Source organism: Variovorax sp. Soil_C_33, assembly GCF_057656935.1.
On record NZ_JBDGJK010000004.1, the window covers coordinates 197,171 to 219,242 of the forward strand.

At 68.8% G+C, this 22,072-nt stretch carries 19 protein-coding genes; 12 read left to right on the forward strand and 7 right to left on the reverse strand.

The window, feature by feature from the left end; all coding sequences use genetic code 11:
* Positions 1-81: 81 nt before the first annotated feature.
* Both AC3A6B_RS08685 and AC3A6B_RS08690 read left to right on the forward strand, forming a co-directional pair.
* Complete coding sequence (locus AC3A6B_RS08685) at positions 82-1,350, forward strand: class I SAM-dependent methyltransferase (RefSeq protein WP_487836313.1); 1,269 nt, start codon at positions 82-84, stop codon at positions 1,348-1,350.
* Between the two features lie 14 nt (positions 1,351-1,364).
* Entirely contained in the window at positions 1,365-1,688 is a 324-nt protein-coding gene (locus tag AC3A6B_RS08690) for a DUF1840 domain-containing protein (RefSeq protein WP_487836314.1), read from the forward strand.
* A 19-nt stretch (positions 1,689-1,707) separates the two neighbouring features.
* Here the strand turns inward: AC3A6B_RS08690 and AC3A6B_RS08695 are convergent, their stop codons facing one another.
* Both AC3A6B_RS08695 and AC3A6B_RS08700 read right to left on the reverse strand, forming a co-directional pair.
* Entirely contained in the window at positions 1,708-2,724 is a 1,017-nt protein-coding gene (locus AC3A6B_RS08695) for a Bug family tripartite tricarboxylate transporter substrate binding protein (protein WP_487836315.1), read from the reverse strand.
* Positions 2,725-2,801: 77 nt separating this feature from the next.
* The gene (locus AC3A6B_RS08700) at positions 2,802-3,725 is read right to left on the reverse strand and encodes a LysR family transcriptional regulator (RefSeq protein ID WP_487836316.1); all 924 of its coding nucleotides are present in this window, start codon (positions 3,723-3,725) and stop codon (positions 2,802-2,804) included.
* A 101-nt stretch (positions 3,726-3,826) separates the two neighbouring features.
* Here AC3A6B_RS08700 and AC3A6B_RS08705 point away from each other — a divergent pair, with 101 nt between their 5' ends.
* Positions 3,827-4,588 (forward strand): SDR family oxidoreductase, encoded by a 762-nt coding sequence (locus AC3A6B_RS08705; RefSeq protein ID WP_487836317.1) that lies wholly within the window; start codon positions 3,827-3,829, stop codon positions 4,586-4,588.
* On the opposite strand, the gene AC3A6B_RS08710 is transcribed toward AC3A6B_RS08705, so the two are convergent.
* The 4 genes from AC3A6B_RS08710 to AC3A6B_RS08725 all read right to left on the reverse strand — a co-directional run bounded on the left by AC3A6B_RS08710 (position 4,516) and on the right by AC3A6B_RS08725 (position 8,317).
* Entirely contained in the window at positions 4,516-5,031 is a 516-nt protein-coding gene (locus tag AC3A6B_RS08710; RefSeq protein WP_487836318.1) for a MarR family winged helix-turn-helix transcriptional regulator, read from the reverse strand. The genes AC3A6B_RS08705 and AC3A6B_RS08710 overlap by 73 nt on opposite strands.
* The gene (locus AC3A6B_RS08715; RefSeq protein WP_487836430.1) at positions 5,028-6,014 is read right to left on the reverse strand and encodes an alpha-ketoacid dehydrogenase subunit beta; all 987 of its coding nucleotides are present in this window, start codon (positions 6,012-6,014) and stop codon (positions 5,028-5,030) included. Before AC3A6B_RS08715 ends, AC3A6B_RS08710 begins: the two co-directional genes overlap by 4 nt.
* Positions 6,011-7,030: a thiamine pyrophosphate-dependent dehydrogenase E1 component subunit alpha gene (locus AC3A6B_RS08720; protein ID WP_487836319.1), complete on the reverse strand. Its 1,020-nt coding sequence runs from the start codon at positions 7,028-7,030 to the stop codon at positions 6,011-6,013. Before AC3A6B_RS08720 ends, AC3A6B_RS08715 begins: the two co-directional genes overlap by 4 nt.
* Positions 7,031-7,129: 99 nt before the next feature.
* Entirely contained in the window at positions 7,130-8,317 is a 1,188-nt protein-coding gene (locus AC3A6B_RS08725) for a helix-turn-helix domain-containing protein (protein WP_487836320.1), read from the reverse strand.
* A 129-nt stretch (positions 8,318-8,446) separates the two neighbouring features.
* Here AC3A6B_RS08725 and AC3A6B_RS08730 point away from each other — a divergent pair, with 129 nt between their 5' ends.
* The 6 genes from AC3A6B_RS08730 to AC3A6B_RS08755 all read left to right on the forward strand — a co-directional run bounded on the left by AC3A6B_RS08730 (position 8,447) and on the right by AC3A6B_RS08755 (position 15,518).
* Positions 8,447-10,552, forward strand: a complete 2,106-nt coding sequence (locus tag AC3A6B_RS08730; protein WP_487836321.1) for a PQQ-dependent dehydrogenase, methanol/ethanol family — start codon at positions 8,447-8,449, stop codon at positions 10,550-10,552.
* 105 nt (positions 10,553-10,657) lie between these two features.
* Entirely contained in the window at positions 10,658-11,149 is a 492-nt protein-coding gene (locus AC3A6B_RS08735) for a YybH family protein (protein WP_487836322.1), read from the forward strand.
* A 216-nt stretch (positions 11,150-11,365) separates the two neighbouring features.
* Entirely contained in the window at positions 11,366-12,391 is a 1,026-nt protein-coding gene (gene xylF, locus AC3A6B_RS08740; RefSeq protein ID WP_487836323.1) for a D-xylose ABC transporter substrate-binding protein, read from the forward strand.
* A gap of 9 nt (positions 12,392-12,400) precedes the next feature.
* Positions 12,401-13,588 carry a sugar ABC transporter permease gene (locus AC3A6B_RS08745; RefSeq protein ID WP_487836324.1) on the forward strand — a complete coding sequence of 396 codons (1,188 nt, stop codon included), beginning with the start codon at positions 12,401-12,403 and terminating at the stop codon, positions 13,586-13,588.
* Positions 13,588-14,364: an ATP-binding cassette domain-containing protein gene (locus AC3A6B_RS08750; RefSeq protein WP_487836325.1), complete on the forward strand. Its 777-nt coding sequence runs from the start codon at positions 13,588-13,590 to the stop codon at positions 14,362-14,364. The genes AC3A6B_RS08745 and AC3A6B_RS08750 overlap by 1 nt, the downstream gene beginning before the upstream one ends.
* Positions 14,361-15,518 (forward strand): ROK family protein, encoded by a 1,158-nt coding sequence (locus AC3A6B_RS08755; RefSeq protein ID WP_487836326.1) that lies wholly within the window; start codon positions 14,361-14,363, stop codon positions 15,516-15,518. The genes AC3A6B_RS08750 and AC3A6B_RS08755 overlap by 4 nt, the downstream gene beginning before the upstream one ends.
* Here AC3A6B_RS08755 and AC3A6B_RS08760 read toward each other — a convergent pair.
* Complete coding sequence (locus AC3A6B_RS08760) at positions 15,506-16,483, reverse strand: tripartite tricarboxylate transporter substrate-binding protein (protein ID WP_487836327.1); 978 nt, start codon at positions 16,481-16,483, stop codon at positions 15,506-15,508. The genes AC3A6B_RS08755 and AC3A6B_RS08760 overlap by 13 nt on opposite strands.
* 161 nt (positions 16,484-16,644) lie before the next feature.
* Between AC3A6B_RS08760 and AC3A6B_RS08765 the strand changes: the two genes are divergently transcribed.
* The 3 genes from AC3A6B_RS08765 to AC3A6B_RS08775 all read left to right on the forward strand — a co-directional run bounded on the left by AC3A6B_RS08765 (position 16,645) and on the right by AC3A6B_RS08775 (position 22,072).
* Positions 16,645-18,105: an NAD-dependent succinate-semialdehyde dehydrogenase gene (locus AC3A6B_RS08765; RefSeq protein WP_487836328.1), complete on the forward strand. Its 1,461-nt coding sequence runs from the start codon at positions 16,645-16,647 to the stop codon at positions 18,103-18,105.
* A 188-nt stretch (positions 18,106-18,293) separates the two neighbouring features.
* Positions 18,294-20,405, forward strand: a complete 2,112-nt coding sequence (locus tag AC3A6B_RS08770; protein WP_487836329.1) for a CHAT domain-containing protein — start codon at positions 18,294-18,296, stop codon at positions 20,403-20,405.
* Positions 20,402-22,072, forward strand: coding sequence for a ShlB/FhaC/HecB family hemolysin secretion/activation protein (locus AC3A6B_RS08775; protein ID WP_487836330.1), 1,671 nt, complete (start codon positions 20,402-20,404; stop codon positions 22,070-22,072). The genes AC3A6B_RS08770 and AC3A6B_RS08775 overlap by 4 nt, the downstream gene beginning before the upstream one ends.

Consider the following 22,072-nt stretch of genomic DNA (forward strand, 5'->3'; position numbering starts at 1 on the left):
CTAAACGATCTGTTGTCAACCCGAAGAGGGTTTTCGCTGAGGTCGGTTGACGAATTTCGCCGCTGCTGGCAAAAATCAGCCATGTCAAGCCTGTTGCCGAAGATCGAGTCCCAGCTTTCCGCGCTGTCTGTTCCAGTCACGCTGCAGCTGCCCGATGGGCGACAGGTCGCCAAGCCCGGCTCGCGCGTCACGCTCGCCTTCTCCGAGTGGTCGGCGCTCGCCAAGCTCGGCGCCCGCCAGATCGGCGCCATCGGCGAGGCTTATGTCGAAGGCCGGGTCCAGATCGAAGGAAAGATGCGCGACCTGATCGACGTTGCGGTCAGCCTCCTGCCCGGCAATCCCGCCGAGACCAACACCAGCTGGTGGAGTCGCATGCAGCGGCGCGCCAAGTCGCGCGGCTCCCACTCGATGGGCAAGGACGCGGCGCAGATCGAGTTCCACTACGACGTGTCGGACGATTTCTACGCGCTGTGGCTCGACCCTCGGCGCGTCTATTCGTGCGCCTACTTCCGTGACGCCGGGATGACGCTGGCGCAGGCCCAGGAGGCCAAGCTCGACCACATCTGCCGCAAGCTCATGCTGCAGCCGGGCGAGCGCTTTCTTGACATCGGCTCGGGCTGGGGCGGGCTCCTGCTGTGGGCGGCCGAACATTACGGCGTCGACGCGACCGGCATCACGCTGTCGAAGAACCAGCATGCGCACGTGCAGCGCCTGATCGAGGAGAAAGGCTTGCAGGGCCGGGTGCGCGTCGAACTGCGCGACTACCGCAAGCTCGAAGAAGACCGGCCCTTCGACAAGATCTCGTCGGTCGGCATGTTCGAGCATGTCGGCAGCGTCAACATGCCGGTCTACTTCCACAAGATTCATTCATTGCTCAAGCCCGGCGGACTGGTCATGAACCACGGCATCACCTCCGGCCAGCTCGACTACAAGCAGCTCGGCGCCGGCATGGGCGACTTCATCGAGAAGTACATCTTCCCGGGCGGCGAACTCCTGCACGTCACGCACGTGCTGCGCGAGACAGTGGCCGCGGGCCTGGAGATGGTCGACACCGAAAACCTGCGGCCGCACTACGCGCGCACGCTCTGGGCCTGGTCGGATGCGCTCGAGTCCCGGCTCGACGAAGCGCGCGAGGTCCTACAGCGCGCCGGCGGGCGGCAGGGCGGCAATGCCGAGCGCATCCTGCGCGCCTACCGCCTGTACCTGGCCGGTTCGGCGATGTGCTTCGAACAGGGCTGGATTTCGCTGCACCAGATGCTCGCCACTCGGCCCGACGGCAAGGTCGAGGACGGCGCGCTGCGCGGCGCGCAATCGGTGTACCCTTTTGTCCGCGACTACATCTACAAGTAACCGAGCGAGGCACCATGCTGTATCGATTCAAATCGCGGGCCAGCCCCCCTTTCGTGATGCTCGAAACTCACGCGCGTCAGTTGTTCGACATCATTGGCAAGGCGCCGGAGCGCAAGGGCATCGTGACGGTGGAGCAGATGCCGGCCGCCATCGCGGCGCTGGAGGCGGCCATGGCGCGTGAAGCCCACAACGCGCACAACAACGACGACTTCGCCGTCGAAGGCCATGACGAGGAGGCCGAGAAGCAGCACATCACGCTGCACCAGCGCGCCGTGCCCTTGCTGCACATGCTCAAGGACTCGCTGGCCGACCGCAAGGATGTGATGTGGGAGGTGTAGCCCCCACGTGTCGATTAGGCTAGTCCACCTTCGCGCCTGAGGCCTTTACCACCTTCGCCCACTTGGCGTGCTCGCTGTCGATGAACTTGGCGAACTCGGCCGGCGGGTTGCCGCTCGGGATCGCGCCCTGGGCCAGCATCTTTTCCTTGATCGCCGCGGTGCCGAGCGACTTGGCCACTTCCTGCTGAATGCGGTTCACGATTTCGGGCGGGGTGCCGGCCGGGGCCAGCAGGCCGAACCACGAACTCGCCTCGTAACCCTTGAGCGACGGGCCTCCGGCCTCTTCGACCGTCGGCACGTCGGGCAGGGCCGGCGAGCGCTTTGCGCTGGTCACCGCCAGCGCCTTGAGCTTGCCGCCCTTGATCTGCTGCATCGACGAGGGCAGGTTGTCGAACATCACATCGGCGTTGCCGCCGACCAGGTCCAAGAGCGCCGGGCCCGATCCGCGATAGGGGATGTGCGTCATGAAGCTGCCAGTCATGGTCTTGAAGAGCTCGCCCGCCAGGTGGATCGAGGTGCCGCTGCCGCTCGAGGCCATGTTGAGCTTGCCGGGATTCGCCTTTGCGTACTTCACGAAGTCGGCCACGCTGTTGATGTTGAGCTCCTTGGCCTTGTCGGCGTTCATCTCCATCACGTTGGGCACTGCTGCGACCAGCGTGATCGGCGCGAAATCCTTGATCGGGTCGAAGGGCAGCTTGGGGTACAGCGCGCGGTTGATGCCGTGCGTGCCCACCGTGCCCATCAGCAGCGTGTAGCCGTCGTTCGGCGCCTTGGCGACGATCTCGGCGCCCACGTTGCCGCCGGCGCCCGCGCGGTTGTCGACGATGAACTGCTGGCCGAAGGCCTTGGAGAGCTCCGGCGCGACGGCGCGCGCGAGGATGTCGGTGGTGCCGCCGGGCGCGAAGGGCACCACGATGCGCACCGGCTTGGTCGGCCAGCTGCCTTGGGCCGCCGCGGGTCCGGCCAGCAGCGTCAGCGCGGCGATCGCGCCCAGGGCCAGTGCAGAGCGGCGGCGGGATTGGAACGAGAGGGTCATGCGTGTTTCCTGTTGATGCATGGCGCAGAGTTTGACAGGCGAAGCGCCTCGTTCGTTGCGGGTGAAACCCCGTGTGCTCAGGTCCCCTGCATGCGGGCCGCGAAGCGTTGCGCACGAAACTTCTCGACCACGAAGTCGACGAACACGCGCGTCTTCGCCGGCAGCAGCTTCTTGCTCGGGTAGTAGAGCGATATCGGCCCCGAGTCCGCATACCAGCCCGGCAGCACGCGCACCAGCGCGCCGCTTTGCAAGCCGGGCAGCGCGAAAGCCATCGGCAGCAATGCGATGCCCAGGCCCATCATGGCGGCATGGGCGATCGCCTCGGGGTCGCTGAAGACCAGGCGCGGCTTCGCATCTGCCGCGCCTTCGTCGCCGGCCGCGTTGCGCAGCGTCCAGGCCCGCACCCGTCCGGTAGGGGAGGAACGCCGCATGATGGCGTCGAAGGCAGCGAGGTCCGACGGGTGCTTCGGCACCAGCTTGCCCGCCATGTACGCAGGCGCCGCGACCGCCACGACGTGGATGCGCGCCAGCTCGCGCGCCACCACGCCGGGCGTCAGCTCGATGCCGCCGCCGATCGCGGCATCGAAGCCCTCGCCGACCAGGTCGACCTGCCGGTTGTCGAAATGCCAGTCGGGCATGACCGCCGGATAACGCGCCAGGAACTCGCCGACCAGCGGAACCAGGTAGGTGCGTCCGAAGGCCTGGCCCATGCTCACCTTGAGCGTGCCGGCAGGCTGGCCGCCGGCTTCGGCGGCGCCGGCCATGGCATCGGCTAGCGTGCCGAGCGCGCCGCCGATCTGCAGCAGCAGCCGCTCGCCGCTCTCGGTCAGGGTCAGCTTGCGCGTGCTGCGCTGGAACAGGCGCACGCCCAGGCCCGCTTCGAGCCGTGCGACGTTCTTGCTCACCGCCGCAGGCGTCAGGCCGAGGTGCCGGGCGCCGGCGGAGAAGCTGCCGGCCTCGGCGCTGCGGACGAAGGATTCGAGATGGCTCAGGGGCTGCATTTTCAACTGCGGGTTGAGATTGATAGGGCAGTTTTACGGCTACCGGCAAGGCAATGCAATCCCCAAACTACAGGCATTCCACACCACTTCGAAAGCGCACCATGTCTGCAATCACTTCTTCCAAGTCCGTTCTGGCCGGCAAAGCGGCCTTCGTCACCGGCGGCTCGCGCGGTATCGGCGCCGCCATCGTGCGGCGTCTCGCAGCGGACGGCGCCGCCGTCGCCTTCAGCTACACGAGCAGCGAGGCCGCTGCCAAGGAACTCGCCGGCAGCGTCGAAGCCGCGGGCGGCCGCGCGATCGCGCTGCGCGTCGACAGCGCCGACGCAGTGGCTCTTCGCGCTGCGATCGACCAGGCTGCGCGCGCCTTCGGCCGTCTCGACATCCTGGTCAACAACGCCGGTGTCTTCAAGGTCGGCACGGTCGAGGAGATGTCGCTGGAAGACTTCGACCGCACGCTGAACGTCAATGTGCGCGCCGTGTTCGTCGGAACCCAGGCGGCAGTGCGCCACATGGGCGACGGCGGCCGCGTCATCACCATCGGCAGCACCAACGCCGAACGGGTGCCGTCCCCGGGTTTCGGCGCCTACGCGATGAGCAAGTCGGCGCTCACCGGCCTCACGCGCGGGTGGGCACGCGACCTTGGTCCGCGCGGCATCACGGTCAACAACGTGCAGCCCGGTCCGGTCGATACCGACATGAACCCGGCCGATGGCCCGAACGCCGCATCGATGCATGCGCTGATGGCGCTGCCGCGGCATGGCAGCGGCGCGGACATCGCGGCGATGGTCGCTTACCTCGCAGGTCCGGAGGCCGGCTTCGTGACCGGCGCCAGCCTCAGCATCGACGGCGGCTTCTCGGCCTGATCATCCCGGCCGGCGACCGACGCGATCAGCCGGTCGAGGGTGGCACTGAGGTGCGCCAGGTCCTCGGCGCCCACGCCTGCGAACAGCTCGCCCTCGCGTTCCCGCGCCTGCCCGCGAACCGTCTCGAACAGCGCCCTGCCGGCGCTGCTCAGGTAGAGCCGGCTGCGGCGCAGGTCGGTCGGGTCTTCATGGCGGTGCAGGCGCTTGTGGCGCTTGAGTCCCGCCAGCGCACGGCTCACCGCCATCTTGTCGAGGCCGGTGAGCTCGCACAGCTGCGTGGCCGTCAGGCCAGGCTGCATGCCCAGCACGGCCATCGTGCGCCACTCGTTGAGCGTGAGCTGGTGCTGGCGCCCGACCCGCTGCTGGAAGGGCCGTGCCGTCAGGTTGACGACCCGGACCAGCTTGAAGAAGACCGAGTCCTCGAAGCCGGCTTCGGCGTTCATCCGCACAAGGCCCTGGCGCTCTGAACGATCCGTTCGGCGCCGACGCGCGATTGCGCTTCGAGCACCGGCGAATAGCCGACCGGGATGCGTGGCGCGCCCAGGCGCGCCACCTTGCAGCCGGTCGCTTCGGCTGCGCTGGCCGCGATCTCGGCGCCGAAGCCGGCGGCCTGCACCGCCTCGTGCACGACCAGCAGCCGGCCCGTGCGCGCGCAGGAGGAGAGCACCGTCTCCCGGTCCCAGGGCCACAGCGTGCGCAGGTCCAGCAGATCGACCTCGATGCCTTCGGCCGCCAGCGTGTCGCAGGCGGCGCTGCACGCCTGCATCTGCCGGCTCCAGCTCACCAGCGTGAGCGCATTGCCGCGGCGTATATGCGCGGCCTTGCCGAGCGGCACCACTTGCGCTTCGTCGACCTCGCCGCGCGAGGCCCACAGGTTCTTGTGCTCGATGTAGACCACCGGGTCGCCGCACTGCATCGCCGCGCGCAGCAGCGAATGGTTGTCCTGCGGCGTCGACGGGCACACCACCACCACGCCCGGCAGGTGCGCGAACCAGGCTTCGAGCGACTGCGAATGCTGCGCCGCCGAGGCGTTCCAGATGCCGCCGGGCATGCGCGCGACCAGGGGCACGCTGCCCTGGCCGCCGAACATGAAACGGTTCTTGGCGGCCTGGTTCACCAGCTCGTCCATGCCGCACAGCGCGAAGTCGACCACGCGCATCTCGACCACCGGCCTGAGACCCGCCAGCGCCATGCCGACGCCGGCGCCCATGATCGCGGCCTCGGAGATCGGCGTGTCGATCACGCGCTCGGCGCCGAAGCGCTGCTGCAGTCCCTTGTACTGGCCGAAGATTCCGCCGCGGCCGACGTCCTCGCCGAGCACGACCACGCGCGCGTCGGCTTCCATCTCGCGCTGCACCGCCAGCGCGGCGGCTTCGGCATAGCTGAGTTCGCGCACGGTGCTGCCGGCGGCGATGTCGCTCGTCATGTCCATTGGCCCGCTCCGGTGGTCTGCACATCGGTGAAGGCGGCGTCGGCCTCGGGCCAGGGCGCGGCATCGGCGGCGGCCAGCGCCGCAGCGACTTCCGTCTCGGCCTCGTCCTCGATCGCATCGAGCAGCGCGGCATCCATGCCATCGGCGATCAGGCGGCCGCGCGCCCGCGCGAGCGGGTCGGTCTCGAGCGCCGCCGCCAGCTCGGCCGGATCGCGGTAGGCGGCGAGGTCGACCGACACATGGCCCTTCACGCGGTAGGTCAGCGCATGCAGCAGCCGCGGCCCGCCGCCGGCGCGCACCTCGGCGACGAGGCGGCCCGCGGCCGCATGCACCGCGAACACGTCGTTGCCGTCGACCCGGGTGGCGGCGATGTCCATCGCCTCGGCGCGCGCCGAGGCGCCGTCGCCGGCGGTCATCGGGCCGCTCGCGGTGGTCGCGCTCCAGCGGTTGTCCTCGCAGACGAAGAGCACCGGCAGCCGATAGACGCGCGCCCAGTTCAGCGATTCGAGAAAGGGGCCGCGGTTGATCGCACCGTCGCCGAAGAAGCAGACCGTGATCGCATCCTTCTTCAGCAGCTTCTGGGCATGCGCCGCGCCGACCGCAATCGGCAACCCGGCCGCAACCACGCCGTTGGCGCCCAGCATGCCGACCGAGAAATCGGCGATGTGCATCGAGCCGCCCTTGCCGCCGTTGAAGCCGCTGGCCTTGCCGAACAGCTCGCACATCATGCGCGTGAGGTCGGCCCCCTTGGCCAGCGTGTGGCCGTGGCCGCGGTGGGTCGAGGTCAGATAGTCGGCAGGGTGCAGATGGGCGCAGACGCCGGCCGGAACCGCCTCCTGGCCGGTCGACAGGTGCAGCGGGCCGCGCACCTTGGCAGCGCCGGCGGCCTCCTGCCCGTAGGCGCTCACACCACCCTGACTGGCCGCTTCGGCGGCATTCTCGAAGGCGCGGATGCGCAGCATCGTGCGGTAGAGCGCGCGCCGGGCGGGCTCGGGAATCGGCAAATCCATATCGGCTCCAGCGCAGCACACATCAGCGCTTTGCCGAAAATCGTATCGGGCGTGACCAATACGCGTGAGCGGGCTAACCCGGCTGCGCGAGCCCGGCCTTCATTCGGGCGCGTTGTGTTGCCAGCTCTTGAGACGGCGATAGAGGGTGCCGCGCGACACCCGCAACTGGCGCGCGGCGTGCGAGATGTTGCCGTAGTGCGCGGCCAGGGTTTCCTCGATCAGCTTGCGGCTGTGGCCGCGCAGCGTGCCGTCGCTCGCGGGCAGCGGGGTCGGCGCGACCTGCTGTACCTCGTCGAGCGGCGTCGAGTCGATGGGCGCTTCGGCCGGCACGTTCACCGCATGCCGGAAATCGACCCCGTCGCGCGCCTGCAGCCGGGCCTGCAGCCAGACGCCGAGTCCGCTCGCCAGCCGCACCGGCTGCGCGGCTTCGTGGCGGGTCATGCGCAGCAGGCCCTCGAGGTCGAGGCCGAACAGCTGCTCGACATCGCAGGGCCCGGATTCGGGCAGCCGGCCGATCAGCCGCATGCCGGCCGTGTTGAGCCAGGCCACCGTGCCATCGGGCGCGATGCCGGCCAGGGCCTCGAGCGGCGTGCCCAGCAGTCCGGGGCTGGCCTGGAAGCGCAGCACCAGCCGGTCCTGCGACTGCGCCTGCAGCAGGCGGTTCTCGATCGTGGTGGCGTAGAGCGCGACCATCGACGCCGCATCGAAGCCGAAGCGGCGCGACTCGACCGAGATGTCGAGCACCGCGGCCAGCCGCCCGTGCACGTCGCGGATCGGTGCTGCTGCGCACTGCATCTCGCGCAGGTACTCGAAGTAGTGCTCTGCGCCCTGCACCGTGCAGGCCTGGCCGGTGGTCGCCACGATGCCCGGCGCCGTCGTCCCGACCACGTTCTCGGCGATGTTGACGCCCAGGCGCGCGGTCTTCTGCAGGATCGGCTGATGCGCCGCGGCCGGGTGGTGCGTGACATGCATGATCACGCCCTGCGCGTCGGTCAGCAGCACGCGGCAGTCGGTGCCGGCGAGCGAACTCTCCATGCTGGCCAGTTCGTGGCGCGCGGCCTCGAGCAGTTCGCGGTTGCGCCCCAGCGTGCCGTGCAGGCGGCTCGGCGTGACGGCGTCGAAGGCGATGACGCGGCGCGTGTTCGCATGGGCGCGCGTGCAGCGCATCCACGACTGGATCACCGCCTCGCCGACCAGCCCGGAAGGACGCACGCCTTCCTCGAAGAACTGCTGCCGTGCCAGCGCCACGCGCTCGGTGCGCGTGTTGGCGAAGGGGGACAGGGGCATGGTCGTTTCCTGTGATCGAGGAGGCTGAATTTGTTCCGCAATGGAACAGTCGAGGTCTAGGGAAATCCCGAAGGTGAACAAAACGCGCGGGCAAACGATTCTTCGGCGCACAACGACCGGAGACCCACGATGAACAAGTCCCACGCCGTGCTCGCGCTCGGCGCGCTGCTGTGCCTGGCCGCAGCACCCGCGTCGGCCCAGACCAAAGGCTCGGCCGAGCACATCAAGGCCGTCACGCAGCGCGTGGACGGCAGCTTCATCCGCAGCAATGCGCAGAAGACGCCGGACTGGCCGAGCTACGGCCTCGACTACGCCGAAACGCGCTTCAGCAAGCTCGACCAGATCAATGCCGGCAACGTGAAGGAGCTCGGCCTTGCCTGGTCCTACAACCTCGAATCCACGCGCGGCGTGGAGGCCACGCCGCTGGTGGTCGACGGCATCATGTACGTCACGGCCTCGTGGAGCGTGGTGCATGCGATCGATGCCCGCACCGGCAAGAAGATCTGGAGCTACGACCCCAAGGTCGACAGATCGAAGGGCTTCAAGGGCTGCTGCGACGTGGTCAACCGCGGCGTCGCGCTCTACCAGGGCAAGGTCTTCGTGGGCGCCTACGACGGCCGCCTGATCGCGCTCGATGCCGCCACCGGCCAGCCGGTCTGGGAGAAGGACACCATCGTCGACCGTTCGAAGTCCTACACCATCACCGGCGCGCCGCGCGTCTTCAAGGGCAAGGTGATCATCGGCAACGGCGGCGCCGAGTACGGCGTGCGCGGCTACATCACGGCCTACGACGCGGCCACCGGCGACCAGAAGTGGCGCTGGTTCACCGTGCCGGGCGATCCGTCCAAGCCCTTCGAGGACGCCTCGATGGCCAAGGCCGCCAAGACCTGGGACCCTGCGGCCAAGTACTGGGAGGCGGGCGGCGGCGGCACCGCCTGGGACACGCTCGCCTTCGACCCCGAGCTCAACCTCATGTACGTGGGCACCGGCAACGGCTCGCCGTGGGCGCACAGCAAGCGCAGCCCCAAGGGCGGCGACAACCTCTACCTGTCGTCAGTCGTCGCGCTCAACCCCGACACCGGCAAGTACGTCTGGCACTACCAGGAGACGCCGGGCGACAACTGGGACTACACCGCGACCCAGCCGATGATCCTGGCCGACCTGAAGATCGACGGCAAGCCGCGCAAGGTGATACTGCATGCGCCGAAGAACGGCTTCTTCTTCGTCATCGATAGAACCAACGGCAAGTTCATCTCGGCCAAGAACTTCGTGGAGGTGAACTGGGCCACCGGCTACGACAAGAAGGGCCGGCCGATCGAAGTGGCCGCCGCGCGCCAGAACGAGAAGCCCGGCGACAGCATTCCCGGCCCCTTCGGCGCGCACAACTGGCACTCGATGTCCTTCAATCCGCAGACCGGGCTGGCCTACCTGCCGGCACAGAACATCCCGGTGAACCTGATGGACGACAAGGCCTGGAAGTTCAACGAGAACGTGCCGGCCCGGCCGCATGCCGCGCTCGGCTGGAACACCGCCATGTTCATCAATGCCGAGCCGCCCAAGAGCAAGCCGATGGGCCGCCTGGTCGCTTGGGACCCGGTGGCGCAGAAGGAAGCCTGGGGCGTCGAGCATGTCTCGCCCTGGAACGGCGGCACGCTGACCACGGCCGGCAACCTGGTGTTCCAGGGCACGGCCGACGGACGCCTCGCGGCCTACAACGCCAAGACCGGCGAGAAGCTCTGGGAGACCGCCACCGGCACTGGCGTGGTCGCCGCGCCCGCCACCTACATGGTCGACGGTAAGCAGTACGTCTCGATCGCGGTCGGCTGGGGCGGCGTCTACGGCCTGGCCGCGCGCGCGACCGAGCGGCAGGGGCCGGGCACGGTCTACACCTTCGTGGTCGGCGGCAATGCGCCCAAGCCCGAGTTCGTGCAGTACCGCATGGACAAGCTGCTGCAGGGCGTGAAGTACGACCCGGCCAAGGTGCCCGACGGCACATTGCTCTACGTGAGCAACTGCGTCTTCTGCCACGGCGTGCCGGGCGTGGATCGCGGCGGCAACATCCCGAACCTGGGCTACATGAACGCGAGCTACATCGAGAACCTCGACAAGTTCATCTTCAAGGGCCCTGCGATGGAGCGCGGGATGCCGGACTTCAGCGGGAAGCTGAGCGCGGAGGACGTGGAGAAGATCAAGGCCTTCATCCAGGGGACGGCCGACGCGATCAGGCCCAAGTAGTGGTGCAGTCCGGGCCCGGCCGGTGTCGCAAAGCTTCAATACCGGCCTGCGGTTCGAAGGAACCATGGAGGCCTTTTGCCACCGGGTCACTCCATGCGTTCCTCCATGACGAATCTCCATGACCACCACCATGTGGCCGCGACGGCTGAAGCTGTAGCTGGCGATGAACTCGCCGCGCTGCTGCGTCGCACCGAAATAGCCAACTCCGCCTTGCTGCGCGGTGACATCGGCGCCTACCTCGCACTGATCTCGCACGCGGAGGACTTCACGCTGATGACGCCCTTCGGCGGCGCGCCCACGCGCGGCTTCACCTGGTCGGACGCGCGGCGGGCAGAGTTCGCGCGCTTCTTCAGGGGCGGCGACGGCGAGGTGGAGCTGGTGCAGTCGTACGCGTCGGGCAACCTGGTCGTGCTGGTCGTGATCGAACGGCAGCAAGCCACGATCGCGCACTTGCCGGAGCAGGACTGGTCGCTGCGCGTGACGCTGGTCTACCGCCGCGACGCGGAGGGCGAGTGGCAGCTTGCGCACCGGCATGCGGATCCGCTGGTGCACGGAATCGATCTGGAGAAGGCGGCGGCCATCGCACGAGGTGCATGACCGGCATCGCGACACGGGCGCGAGCTGCATCGAGGGCTCAGTCCCTTGCCTCCATCGCCATCGAGGCCACGCAACACCGTCCGAGTCGCCGCCCCTGTAGTGCCTTCTCCCGCAGGGATTCCCCGGATGGTCGCCACCGCGAGGCGTGGACCATAGTTAGTTCGCCGCTCGAACTAACCCAATGCGGCAAGCCAGCAACCCCCCGGAGACATGCCCATGAAGAAGCCCCTTCGCGCCCTCGGCGCCCTGGCCCTCGGCCTTTCCGCCATCGGCGCCTGCGCCCAGACCGTGGTCGGCGTGAGCTGGTCCAACTTCCAGGAGGAGCGCTGGAAGACCGACGAGGCGGCGATCAAGGCGCAGCTGGAGAAGCTGGGTGCGAAGTACATCAGTGCCGATGCCGGCGGCTCGCCCGAGAAGCAGCTGGGCGACATCGAGGGCCTGATGTCCAAGGGCGCCAAGGCGCTGATCGTGCTCGCGATGGACAAGGACGCGATCCTGCCCGCGGTCAACAAGGCGGTGCGGCAGAAGGTGCCTGTGGTGGCCTACGACCGGCTGATCGAAACCCCCGGCGTTTTCTACATCACCTTCGACAACGTCGAGGTCGGCCGCATGCAGGCGCGCGCCGTCTACAAGGTGCAGCCCAAGGGCAACTACGTGTTCATCAAGGGCTCGCCCACCGATCCCAACGCCAACTTCCTGCGCGCCGGGCAGCAGGAGATCGTCGCCGAGGCGGTGAAGAAGGGCGACATCAAGGTCGTCGGCGACGAATACACCGACGGCTGGAAGCCGGAGGTGGCACAGAAGAACATGGAGCAGATCCTCACCAAGGTCGGCAACAAGGTCGATGCGGTGGTGGCGGCCAACGACGGCACGGCCGGCGGCGCAGTAGCCGCGCTCTCGGCCAAGGGCATTCGCGGCATCCCAGTCTCGGGGCAGGACGCCGACTTCGCGGCGCTCAACCGCGTCGCGCTCGGCACCCAGACCGTGACGGTGTGGAAGGACTCGCGCGAGCTCGGCCGCGAGGCGGCCTCCGCCGCGATCGCGCTGACCCAGGGCAAGACGCCGGAGAAGGCGGCGAATTGGAGCGGCGGCGAGAAGAAGGTCGCGATCTCCTCGCGCCTGCTCACGCCGGTGCCGATCACGCGCGACAACCTCGACGTGGTGGTCAAGGAAGGCTGGATCAAGAAGGCGGAGCTCTGCAAAGGTGTATCTGGCGACAAGGCCCCGGCCGCCTGCAAGTAGGCCGGGATCATGAGTCAGTCTCCGGGGCTGTGGAGGCGCAGCGGGATCGACCTGCGCCTTTCGCTCATGAGCGTGCTGCTCGTGGTGATGGCGCTCGTCTTCCACGTGCTCTCGGGCGGCATCTTCCTCACGCCCGAGAACCTCTACAACATCGCGCAGCAGACGGCGGTGGTGGGCATCGTCGCGACCGTGATGGTGCTGGTCATCGTCGCGCGCCACATCGACCTCTCGGTCGGCTCGGTGATGGGCTTCGTCGGCGTGCTGGTCGCCTATCTGCAGTACACCTCGGGCTGGTCATGGCCGGCGGCCTGCCTGGCGGGCCTGGCGGTCGCGCTCCTTGTTTCGCTCTACCAGGGCGGGCTCACCGCGATGCTGGGCGTGCCTTCCTTCGTGGTCACGCTGGGCGGCCTCATGTCCTTCCGCGGCGCCGCCTTCCTGGTGGCCGACGGCAAGACGCAGCCGGTCAACGACGAGTTCTTCCAGCGCCTGGGCGGCGGCTACGACGGCGGCATCGGCACCACCGCCACCTGGGTGCTGGCTGCGATCGTGGGCGTGGTGCTGTTCGCGCGCAAGCTGCAGCAGCGGCGCGCGCGCCAGCGCCACGAGATGCCGGTCGAGCCGCTCTGGCTGGACCTGCTGCTCACGGCGGTGCCGGTGGCCGTCGTGTTCGCCTTCGCCGCGACGATGAACAGCTACCAGATATCCTCGAAGACCGAGCCGCAGGGCATCCCGATCCCGGTGCTGATCTGGGCCGTGGTCGCGGTCGTGCTGTCCTTCATCGTGCATCGCACGCGCTTCGGGCGCTACGTGTTCGCGATGGGCGGCAACCCGGATGCGGCGGCGCTGGTCGGCATTCCGGTCAAGCGCGTGACGATGCTGCTGTTCGCGCTGCTCGCGGTGCTGGTGACGGTGGCCGCGATCGTCTCCATCGCGCGCCTCAACGCCGGCACCAACTCGCTCGGCAGCGGCATGGAGCTCTACGTGATCGCGGCGGCGGTGATCGGCGGCGCGGCGCTGGCCGGCGGCAGCGGCTCGATCTTCGGCTCGGTGCTGGGCGCGTTGATCATGCAATCGCTCGACAGCGGCATGCTGCTGCTCGACGTGCAGATCGGCAAGCGCATGGTGATCATCGGGCAGGTGCTGATCGTCGCGGTCGTCTTCGACGTGCTCTACCGCAAGTATTTCGGGGAACGTTGATGAGCACCGCGACACAGCCATTGGTCGAACTGCGCGACATCCACAAGGCCTTCGGCGGCGTGAAGGCGGTGGACGGCGTCAGCGTCAACCTCTATGCCGGCGAGGTGGTCGCGCTGCTGGGCCACAACGGCGCCGGCAAGTCCACGCTGATGAAGATGCTGGCCGGCGCCTACCCGGTCGATTCGGGCGAGACGGTGATCGCGGGCCAGCAGGTCCACATCCGCACGCCCTCCGAAGCGCAGGCGCAGGGCATCGAGACCATCTACCAGACGCTCGCGCTGGCCGACAACCTCGACTCGGTCTCCAACCTCTTCCTCGGCCGCGAGAAGCTCACGCCCTGGCGCACGCTGGACGACCACTTCATGGAGAACCAGGCGCGCAAGGTGTTCCAGCGCCTGAACAAGAACTTCACCAACATCCGCGTGCCGGTGCGGCGCCTGTCGGGCGGCCAGCGGCAGGTGGTGGCGATCTCGCGGGCCCTGTACTTCAACGCCCGCATCCTGATCATGGACGAGCCCTGCGCCGCGCTGGGCCCGGAAGAGACCGCGATGGTCGGCCGGCTGGTGAAGCAGCTCAAGGCCGACGGCGTGGGCATCTTCCTGATCACCCACGACATGCCCGATGTGTTCGGCTTGAGCGACCGGCTGGCCGTGATGAAGAACGGGCGCCTGGTCGGCACCTACCGCACCGCCGACGTGACCGAGGACGAGGTGCTCGGGATGATCATTGCGGGCAAGCGGCCCGAGGGGAAGGCGCAGGCCGAGCACGGGGGATGACCACGATAGGCGACCAGCAGCTGGTCAGGCGCATGAACCGCAGTGTGCTGCTGCGCCTCTTGCGTGCGCGGCCGGGCCTCTCGCGTGCGAGGCTGGCCGCCGAGAGCGGATTGACCAAGTCCACTGTCGGCCTGCTGGTGCGCGAGCTGCTCGAGGGCGGCTGGCTCGACGAGGCCGGCGCGGCCGTGGCCGACGGGCTCGGGCGGCCTTCGATCCCGCTGCTGATCAACGACCGCGTGCGCGCCCTGATCGGCGTCGAGATCGCGGTCGAAGTGGTGCGCGTGGCCTGCGTGTCGCTGCTGGGCGAGGTGCTCCATTCGGACGCGCAGCCGCTGCGCGAGCATGCGCCGCGCGCGGTCTGCGCCCAGGTCGCGCGCATGGCGGCGGCCGCCCATCGGCATCTGCTGGCATCGGGCCTGCGGGTCTCGGGTATCGGCGTGGGCGTGCCGGGCGCGGTGGAGGATGCGACCGGCCTGGTGCGCTTCGCGCCCAACCTCGGCTGGCGCAACGTGAGCCTCCTGCCGGAGCTCACCGAAGCGCTGGCGGCGGCCGGCGTCGCGGGCGTCAGCGTGCAGCTGCAGAACGACGCCGACGCGGCGGCACTCGGCGAGTTCGAGTTCTCTGAGGGCGAGGGCGAAGACCCGCTGATCTTCGTGAGCTGCGATGTCGGCGTCGGTGCCGGCATCGTGTTGAACGACCGCCTGTTCGTCGGTGCGCGCGGCATGGCCGGCGAGATCGGCCACACCATCCTGCAGGTGGACGGGCCGCTGTGTTCCTGCGGGCGAAAGGGCTGCGCGGAAGCCTTTCTGGGATCGCGCGTGCTGGACCGCGCAGCCAACGACGCAGAGCGTGCCGCGGCATTTCTCGGCGTGCTGCTTCAGAACCTGTGGGTCACTTTCGAGCCGCGGGCGATCGTGGTCGGCGGCAAGTCATGCCAGGCCCATCCGGCCTTCATGCGCGACGCCATCCTGTCCGTGCGGCGCTACGCCGAAAGCGCCGGCATGCCGGCGCCCAATGTGCGCGGCGCGCGTTATGGCGAGTGGGCACCCGCGGTGGGTGCGGCCGCGCTGGCACTGCACGAGTACCTGCGGCCTTTGCATCCGAATTCGGAGGCACGGCGCGAGCGCGCCGTGCGCCAACTTCAGTCAGCGTAGACGCCGGCGGCCTTGATGATCGGGCTCCACTTGGCGATCTCGGCGGCGACGAACTTCTTGTGCTCGGCCGGCTCGACGCGACTGTCGCTCGCGACCACGGCGCCCAGGCCTTCCTGCTTCTTGATGAAGTCCGGATCCTTCAGCGCGACCTTCAGCGCATCGTTGAGCTTCTTGGTCACCGCGGCCGGCGTGCCCTTGGGCGCGTAGAGGCCGTGCCAGATCGTGATCTGGAAGTCCTTCAGCCCCGACTCCTGCAGCGTCGGCAGGTCCTTGAGCAGCGGCGTCGTCAGGCGCTTCGAGGTGGTCACCGCATAGGCCTTGACCTTCTTGGCTTCGATCTGCGGCGAGGTGTTGGTGGTCTGGTCGCACAGCAGGTCGATCTGGCCGCCGATCAGGTCGGTGATCGCGGGGGCCGTGCCCTTGTAGGGCACCGGCGTCATCTCAGTCTTGGTGGCGCTCTGGAACAGCAGGCCGCACAGGTGCGAGGCCGAGCCCACGCCCGCGTTGCCCAGGTTGATCTTGCCCTTGTTCTCCGCGATCCAGGCCGTGAGCTCCTTGTAGTTGTTCGCCTTCATCGTGGGCTTGGCGATCAGCGTCATCGGCACGTCGTTCACGATGCCCAGGTATTCGAAGTCGCTCTCCACCTTGAAGGGCACGTTGCGCACCAGGGTCGGGACGGTCGCCATGCCGATGTGGTTCAAGAGCAGCGTGTAGCCGTCCGGATTGGCGCGCGCCACCTTGGCGGCGCCGATCGAGCTGCCGGCGCCGGGCACGTTGTCAACCACGATGCTGACGCCGCCGAGCGGCTTGCGCAGCGCCTCGGCCAAGTCGCGGGCCACGCGGTCGGTCGGGCCGCCGGCGGAGAAAGGCACCACGATGCTGATGGGCTTGCTGCCCGGGTAATCCTGGGCGTAGGCGCCTACGGCAGCGGTGGCGATGGCCGTGAAGGCGAGCAGTTTTTTCATGGTCTCTCCGTGTTCAATCCGAGTTCAAGGGCCGCGATCTTATCGGGTGCGCATGGCCGGACGAATACCGGATTGCCCTTAAGGGATACCGCCGTCCACATGTTTGCAGGCAGCCGCCGTGGTTATCGTGATCCCTGGAACCCGAGACAAGGAGCACAGGCATGCTGAAACTGAAGGATTCGACCCTGCTGCGCGAGCGGGTTTTCGTCGCCGGCGAATGGGCGGACGCGGACAGCCGCGAAACCATCTCCGTCACCAACCCCGCCAACGGCGAGCAGATTGGCACCGTGCCGAAGTGCGGCACCGCCGAAACCGTGCGCGCGATCGCCGCAGCGGAAACGGCGCAGCGCAACTGGGCCCGGCGCCCGGCCAAGGAACGCTCGGCCATCCTGCGCAAGCTGAACGACCTGATGCTGGCCAACGTCGACGACCTGGCCCTCATCATGACCACCGAGCAGGGCAAGCCGCTGGCCGAGAGCAAGGGCGAGATCGCCTACGCGGCCTCCTTCATCGAATGGTTCGCCGAGGAAGCGCGCCGCGTCTACGGCGACACGATCCCGGCCCCGCAGGCCGATCGCCGCATCCTCGCGTTGAAGCAACCGGTGGGCGTGACGGCCTCCATCACGCCCTGGAACTTCCCCACCGCCATGCTCGCCCGCAAGGCCGGCCCGGCGCTGGCCGCCGGCTGCTCGATGGTGGTCAAGCCCGCGACGCAGACGCCGTTCTCGGCGCTGGCCTTCGCCGAGCTCGCCGACCGCGCCGGGCTGCCCAGGGGCCTGCTGTCGGTACTCACCGGCTCGGCCGCCGAGATCGGCGGCGAGATGACCCGCAGCCCCATCGTGCGCAAGCTCACCTTCACCGGCTCCACCGAGGTCGGCCGCATGCTGATGAAGCAATCGGCCGACACCATCAAGAAGCTCTCGCTCGAACTCGGCGGCAACGCGCCCTTCATCGTGTTCGACGATGCCGATCTCGATGCGGCGGTCGAAGGCGCGATGGTCTCCAAGTACCGCAACACCGGCCAGACCTGCGTCTGCGCCAACCGCATCTACGTGCAGCGCGGCGTGCTCGAGACCTTCACCCAGAAGCTGGTGACCAAGGTCAACGCGCTGAAGGTGGGCGTCGGCACCGAGCCCGGCGTGACGCAGGGCCCGCTGATCGACGACAAGGCGGTGGCCAAGATCGAGGAGCACGTGGCCGATGCGCTGAAGAAGGGCGGCAAGGTCCTGGCCGGCGGAAAACGCCATGCACTCGGCGGCAACTTCTACCAGCCCACCGTGATCGGCGGCGCGACGGCCGGGATGCTGGTGGCGCACGAAGAGAGCTTCGGCCCGCTGGCGCCGATCTTCGCCTTCGAGACCGAGGCCGATGCGATCGCGGCGGCCAACGACACCGAGTTCGGCCTGGCCTCGTACTTCTACAGCCGCGACATCGGCCGCATCATGCGCGTGGTCGAGCAACTGGAAGCCGGCATCGTGGGCGTGAACACCGGCCTGATCTCCACCGCCGAGGCGCCCTTCGGCGGCGTCAAGCAGTCGGGCCTCGGGCGCGAAGGCTCGAAGTACGGGCTCGACGAGTTCCTCGAGATCAAGTACGTGTGCCTGGCCGGGCTGGACAAGTGAGCGTCGGCACGAGCCGGAACGAGCCCTACGCCCTTCGCGCTAGACCGTATTGCGAATAGGCGCCCCCCAGGGCCGCTCCTAGACTCCGCGACGAGTCTGAGAGGCCCCGCACTTCCGCGGCGTCGCGGCCCGCGCAAGCGGGCCTACAGACTGCGCGCGGGGGTCGAATGCAAGGTTTTTCGAGGTTCGTGTCGGCGCACTCTGCGCGCAAGTGGATCGCAGGCGCTCTCGGACTCGGGGCGCTGGTCGGCTGCCAGTGGGCCATGGCGCAGGCACCCGATGCCGAGGCCGCGGCCAGCAAGCAGGAACAGGCGCGGCTCGCCGACACCGACACGCTGCTCGCGCTCACCAATGATGGCGCGGTACTCTACGCACAGGACAGCCCCAAGCTCTCGGGCTATCAATACTGCAGCCAGGCGGTCGCATTGGCCGAAGCCGGCGAGTTCCGCCAGAGCGTGCGCGCCGCGAGCAAGGCGATGCACCTGGCCAACACCACGCACGACCCGAACCTGCTCGCGATGGCGAACCGCGACCTCGCGATCGTCTACAGCTACTCGGGCCAGCTCGAAAAGGCCGAGGAGTTCGCGCGCGAGGCGCTCAAGCATCCGGCGCGCGATCCCAAGCTGGTCGTCGGGCCGGTGCACAAGGTCATCGGCGACGTGCAGACCCGCCGCGGCGACTATGCCGGCGCGGTGCAGAGCTACGACACGGCGCTCGCCAACAGCTCGCAGCGCTATGCGCCGCTGGTGCAGTCCTCGCTGATCAATGCGCTGATCGAATCGGGCGATGCGGCGCGCGCGCGCCAACTGCTCGGCACGCTGCCGCCGCCGCGCGAAGCGCCGCTGGCCGCGCAGCTGGAACGCACGCGCGCGCGGCTGCTGCTGGCCGAGAACAAGCCGGCGGAGGCGCGCGATCTGTACCTGCAGCTGACCACGCGCTCGGTCGGCATCGACAGCGGCTACTACCAGCTCTGGGCCTGGGATGGCGTGGCGCGCAGCGAGCTCGCACTGGGGCAGAAGCAGGCCGCGGCCGAGGCCGTGGGCCGCGCGCTCGGCGGTGTCGATGCGGTGCGCGCGAAGTTCCGCAGCGAAGAGTTCAAGATGGGCCTGTTCTCCGATCTGCAATCGGTGTTCGAGCGCGGGGTCGGCCTCTACAGCGATGTCGGCGACGCGCGCCGGGCTTTCGAGCTCAGCGAGCGCAGCCGCTCGCGTGCGCTGCTCGACGCGGTGCGCGGCCGGGCCCGCGTGAGCAGCGAGGCGGCCACGACCATCGACCTCGCGACGCTGCAGCGCACGCTGGCGCCCGACGAGCGCGTGCTGCAGTTCCATGCGCTGCCGGACCGCCTGCAGGCCTGGGTGGTCAGCCCCGCAGGCATCGAGGCGAAGAGCATCGCGATCAAGCGCGACGACCTGACCGAGCTGGTGGAGACCTTTCGCAACTCGGTGGTGCGCGGCCGGCGCGCCGCCATCGCCAATGCCGACAAGCTGGGCGCCGCGCTGCTCGGCCCGCTGGCGCTGAAGCCGGGCGAGCGCCTGGTCGTCGTGCCGCACGGGCCCTTGCACTACCTGCCTTTCCAGGCGCTGCGCTTGAACGGGCGCTACCTGATCGAGACGAATCCGGTCTCGGTCGCGCCCTCGATGAGCATCGCGGTGCAGCTCGCGCAGCGCTCGCCGCGCGTCGACGCCGCGCTCATCGCCTTCGGCAATCCGCGCATCGAGGACAAGTACGACCTGCCCGGCGCAGAGGTCGAGGTCAAGCAGCTTGCGCAGCTGTTCCCGCGCAACAACGTCTACATGGGTGCGGCCGCCACCAAGACGCAGTTCCGCGACGTGGCCGCGCGCGCGCCGCTGATGCACGTGGCGGCGCATGCCGAAGCCGACCAGATCGATCCGCTGTACTCGCGCATCCTGCTGGCCAACGAAGGCGGCAAGCAGAACTTCCTGGAAGCGCACGAGATCCTGGGCCTACCGATGCAGGGCACCGCGCTGGTCACGCTGTCGGCCTGCGAATCGGGGCTGGGCCGCATCGCCCAGGGCGACGAGGTGCTGGGCTTCACGCGCTCCTTTCTCTCCGCAGGCACCTCGAGCCTGATCTCCTCGCTGTGGCCGGTGTCCGACGACGCCACCGCCATCATCATGAGCACGCTCTATGCCGAACTGGCCAAGGGCCGGGACATCCAGCAGGCCATGCAGGCCGGGCAGCTGGCCGTATTGAAGGAACCCCGCATGTCGCATCCGTTCTTCTGGGCCCCGTTCAACCTGATCGGCAACTGGCGGTTGAAGGTGGGGAGCCCGGCATGAGGGGCGCCGGTTCGGTGGTGGCTGTCGCGCTGGCGCTGGCCGCGCAGGTCGCGCAGGCGGCCGACGAGGAGGCCACGACGCTGCTGCCCACCCAGGACCCGTGCGGCAGCTGCGACCGCCCGCTCGCCCAGGCATCGGGCGCGCCGCAAAGCCTGCCCGCGCCGCCCGTGCCGGCGGCCGCGTTCCGCCTCAACGATCTGCGCCTGAACGGCGTCAAGGCGCTCAGCAACGAAGAGCTGCAGAGCATCACGCGGCCCTACATCGGCCGCGACGTGACGCTCGGCGACCTCGAGGCGCTGGCGCAGGCCATCACCGCCCGCTACCGCGAGCGTGGCTACTTCCTCGCGCAGGCGGTGGTGCCGGTGCAGACCGTGCAGGGCGGCGTGGTGGAGATCAGCGTGATCGAAGGCCGGCTCGGCAAGATCGATGTCGCCGTGGCGCCCGACGCACCGATCGCGGAGGCTCGCGTGCGCGCTTTCCTCACGCCGGTGCAGCCGGGGGACGCGGTCAACGCGCAAAGCTACGAACGCGCGATGCTGCTGCTGTCGGACCAGCCCGGCATCCGCGTCGCTTCCGGCCTGCAGGAGGGCACGCAGCCCGGCACCACCGATCTTTCGGTCGAGGTGACGGCGGCGCGGCGCTGGGTCTTCACCGCCGAGGCCGACAACCACGGCACCAAAGAGTCCGGCCGCTACCGCATCGGCGGCAGCGCGCGTTGGCTCAGCCCCTTCGGCATCGGCGACAACCTCGATCTGCGCGCGATGGTGTCCAACGACAGCGGGCTGGTGTTCGGCCGCGCCGCCTACGAGGCCCCGATCGGCAGCCGGGGCTTGCGCGCCGGCGTGGGCCTCGCGCGCGTCAACTACGAGCTCGGCGGCCAGTTCGCCGACCTCGATGCGCAGGGCACGGCCGAGGTGCTCGACTTCTCGCTCAACTACCCGCTGATCCGCCAGCGCCAGCAGAACCTCTTCCTGCGCCTCGGCGCCGACGTCAAGGACCTCACCGACGAGCTGCAGGCGGTGGGCTTCACATCGAAGAAGCGGGTGCACGGCCTTGGCCTCGGCTGGACCTGGGAGCGGCGCGACGAGCTGCTGGGCGGCGGCTACTGGGCCAGCTCGGGCACGCTCTACCGCGGCAAGCTGGACATCCGCGACCCGCAGACCCTCGCCTTCGACCAGAGCGTCGGCGGCCGCCGCACCGAAGGCGACTTCACCAAGCTCAGCTTCCTGGTCTCGCGGCTGCAGGCCGTCGTGCCGCGCCATTCGCTCTTCCTGTCGCTCGGCGGCCAGTGGGCCAGCAAGAACCTCGACGCCTCGGAGAAGCTGGCGCTCGGCGGCGCGCGCGCGGTGCGCGCCTATCCCTCGGGCGAGGTGCTGGCGGACGAGGGCCTGATCGGCATCGTCGAATGGCGCTGGTCCTACAACGAGGAGCTCACGCCCTTCGTGTTCTACGACGCGGCGCGCGGCAAGCTGGCACGCGATCCGGCGCTCTTCGACGGCGTGAACCGCCTGAGCCTGCGCGGCTACGGCGTCGGCGTCTCGTGGGCGCGGCCCGGCAACTTCGCCATCAACGCGACGCTCGCCTGGCGCGACGGCACCCGGCCGGCGCAGACCGATGGCGGCGGACGAAATCCGCGCTTGTATGTGCAAGCGCAAAAGGCGTTCTGA

What these genes read in the sequence shown, in the direction of transcription:
- AC3A6B_RS08685 (WP_487836313.1), top strand. Translation starts at nt 82, where the DNA reads ATGTCAAGCCTGTTGCCGAAGATCGAGTCCCAGCTTTCCGCGCTGTCT.
- AC3A6B_RS08690 (WP_487836314.1), top strand. Translation starts at nt 1,365, where the DNA reads ATGCTGTATCGATTCAAATCGCGGGCCAGCCCCCCTTTCGTGATGCTC.
- AC3A6B_RS08695 (WP_487836315.1), bottom strand. Translation starts at nt 2,724, where the DNA reads ATGACCCTCTCGTTCCAATCCCGCCGCCGCTCTGCACTGGCCCTGGGC.
- AC3A6B_RS08700 (WP_487836316.1), bottom strand. Translation starts at nt 3,725, where the DNA reads ATGCAGCCCCTGAGCCATCTCGAATCCTTCGTCCGCAGCGCCGAGGCC.
- AC3A6B_RS08705 (WP_487836317.1), top strand. Translation starts at nt 3,827, where the DNA reads ATGTCTGCAATCACTTCTTCCAAGTCCGTTCTGGCCGGCAAAGCGGCC.
- AC3A6B_RS08710 (WP_487836318.1), bottom strand. Translation starts at nt 5,031, where the DNA reads ATGAACGCCGAAGCCGGCTTCGAGGACTCGGTCTTCTTCAAGCTGGTC.
- AC3A6B_RS08715 (WP_487836430.1), bottom strand. Translation starts at nt 6,014, where the DNA reads ATGACGAGCGACATCGCCGCCGGCAGCACCGTGCGCGAACTCAGCTAT.
- AC3A6B_RS08720 (WP_487836319.1), bottom strand. Translation starts at nt 7,030, where the DNA reads ATGGATTTGCCGATTCCCGAGCCCGCCCGGCGCGCGCTCTACCGCACG.
- AC3A6B_RS08725 (WP_487836320.1), bottom strand. Translation starts at nt 8,317, where the DNA reads ATGCCCCTGTCCCCCTTCGCCAACACGCGCACCGAGCGCGTGGCGCTG.
- AC3A6B_RS08730 (WP_487836321.1), top strand. Translation starts at nt 8,447, where the DNA reads ATGAACAAGTCCCACGCCGTGCTCGCGCTCGGCGCGCTGCTGTGCCTG.
- AC3A6B_RS08735 (WP_487836322.1), top strand. Translation starts at nt 10,658, where the DNA reads ATGACGAATCTCCATGACCACCACCATGTGGCCGCGACGGCTGAAGCT.
- xylF (WP_487836323.1), top strand. Translation starts at nt 11,366, where the DNA reads ATGAAGAAGCCCCTTCGCGCCCTCGGCGCCCTGGCCCTCGGCCTTTCC.
- AC3A6B_RS08745 (WP_487836324.1), top strand. Translation starts at nt 12,401, where the DNA reads ATGAGTCAGTCTCCGGGGCTGTGGAGGCGCAGCGGGATCGACCTGCGC.
- AC3A6B_RS08750 (WP_487836325.1), top strand. Translation starts at nt 13,588, where the DNA reads ATGAGCACCGCGACACAGCCATTGGTCGAACTGCGCGACATCCACAAG.
- AC3A6B_RS08755 (WP_487836326.1), top strand. Translation starts at nt 14,361, where the DNA reads ATGACCACGATAGGCGACCAGCAGCTGGTCAGGCGCATGAACCGCAGT.
- AC3A6B_RS08760 (WP_487836327.1), bottom strand. Translation starts at nt 16,483, where the DNA reads ATGAAAAAACTGCTCGCCTTCACGGCCATCGCCACCGCTGCCGTAGGC.
- AC3A6B_RS08765 (WP_487836328.1), top strand. Translation starts at nt 16,645, where the DNA reads ATGCTGAAACTGAAGGATTCGACCCTGCTGCGCGAGCGGGTTTTCGTC.
- AC3A6B_RS08775 (WP_487836330.1), top strand. Translation starts at nt 20,402, where the DNA reads ATGAGGGGCGCCGGTTCGGTGGTGGCTGTCGCGCTGGCGCTGGCCGCG.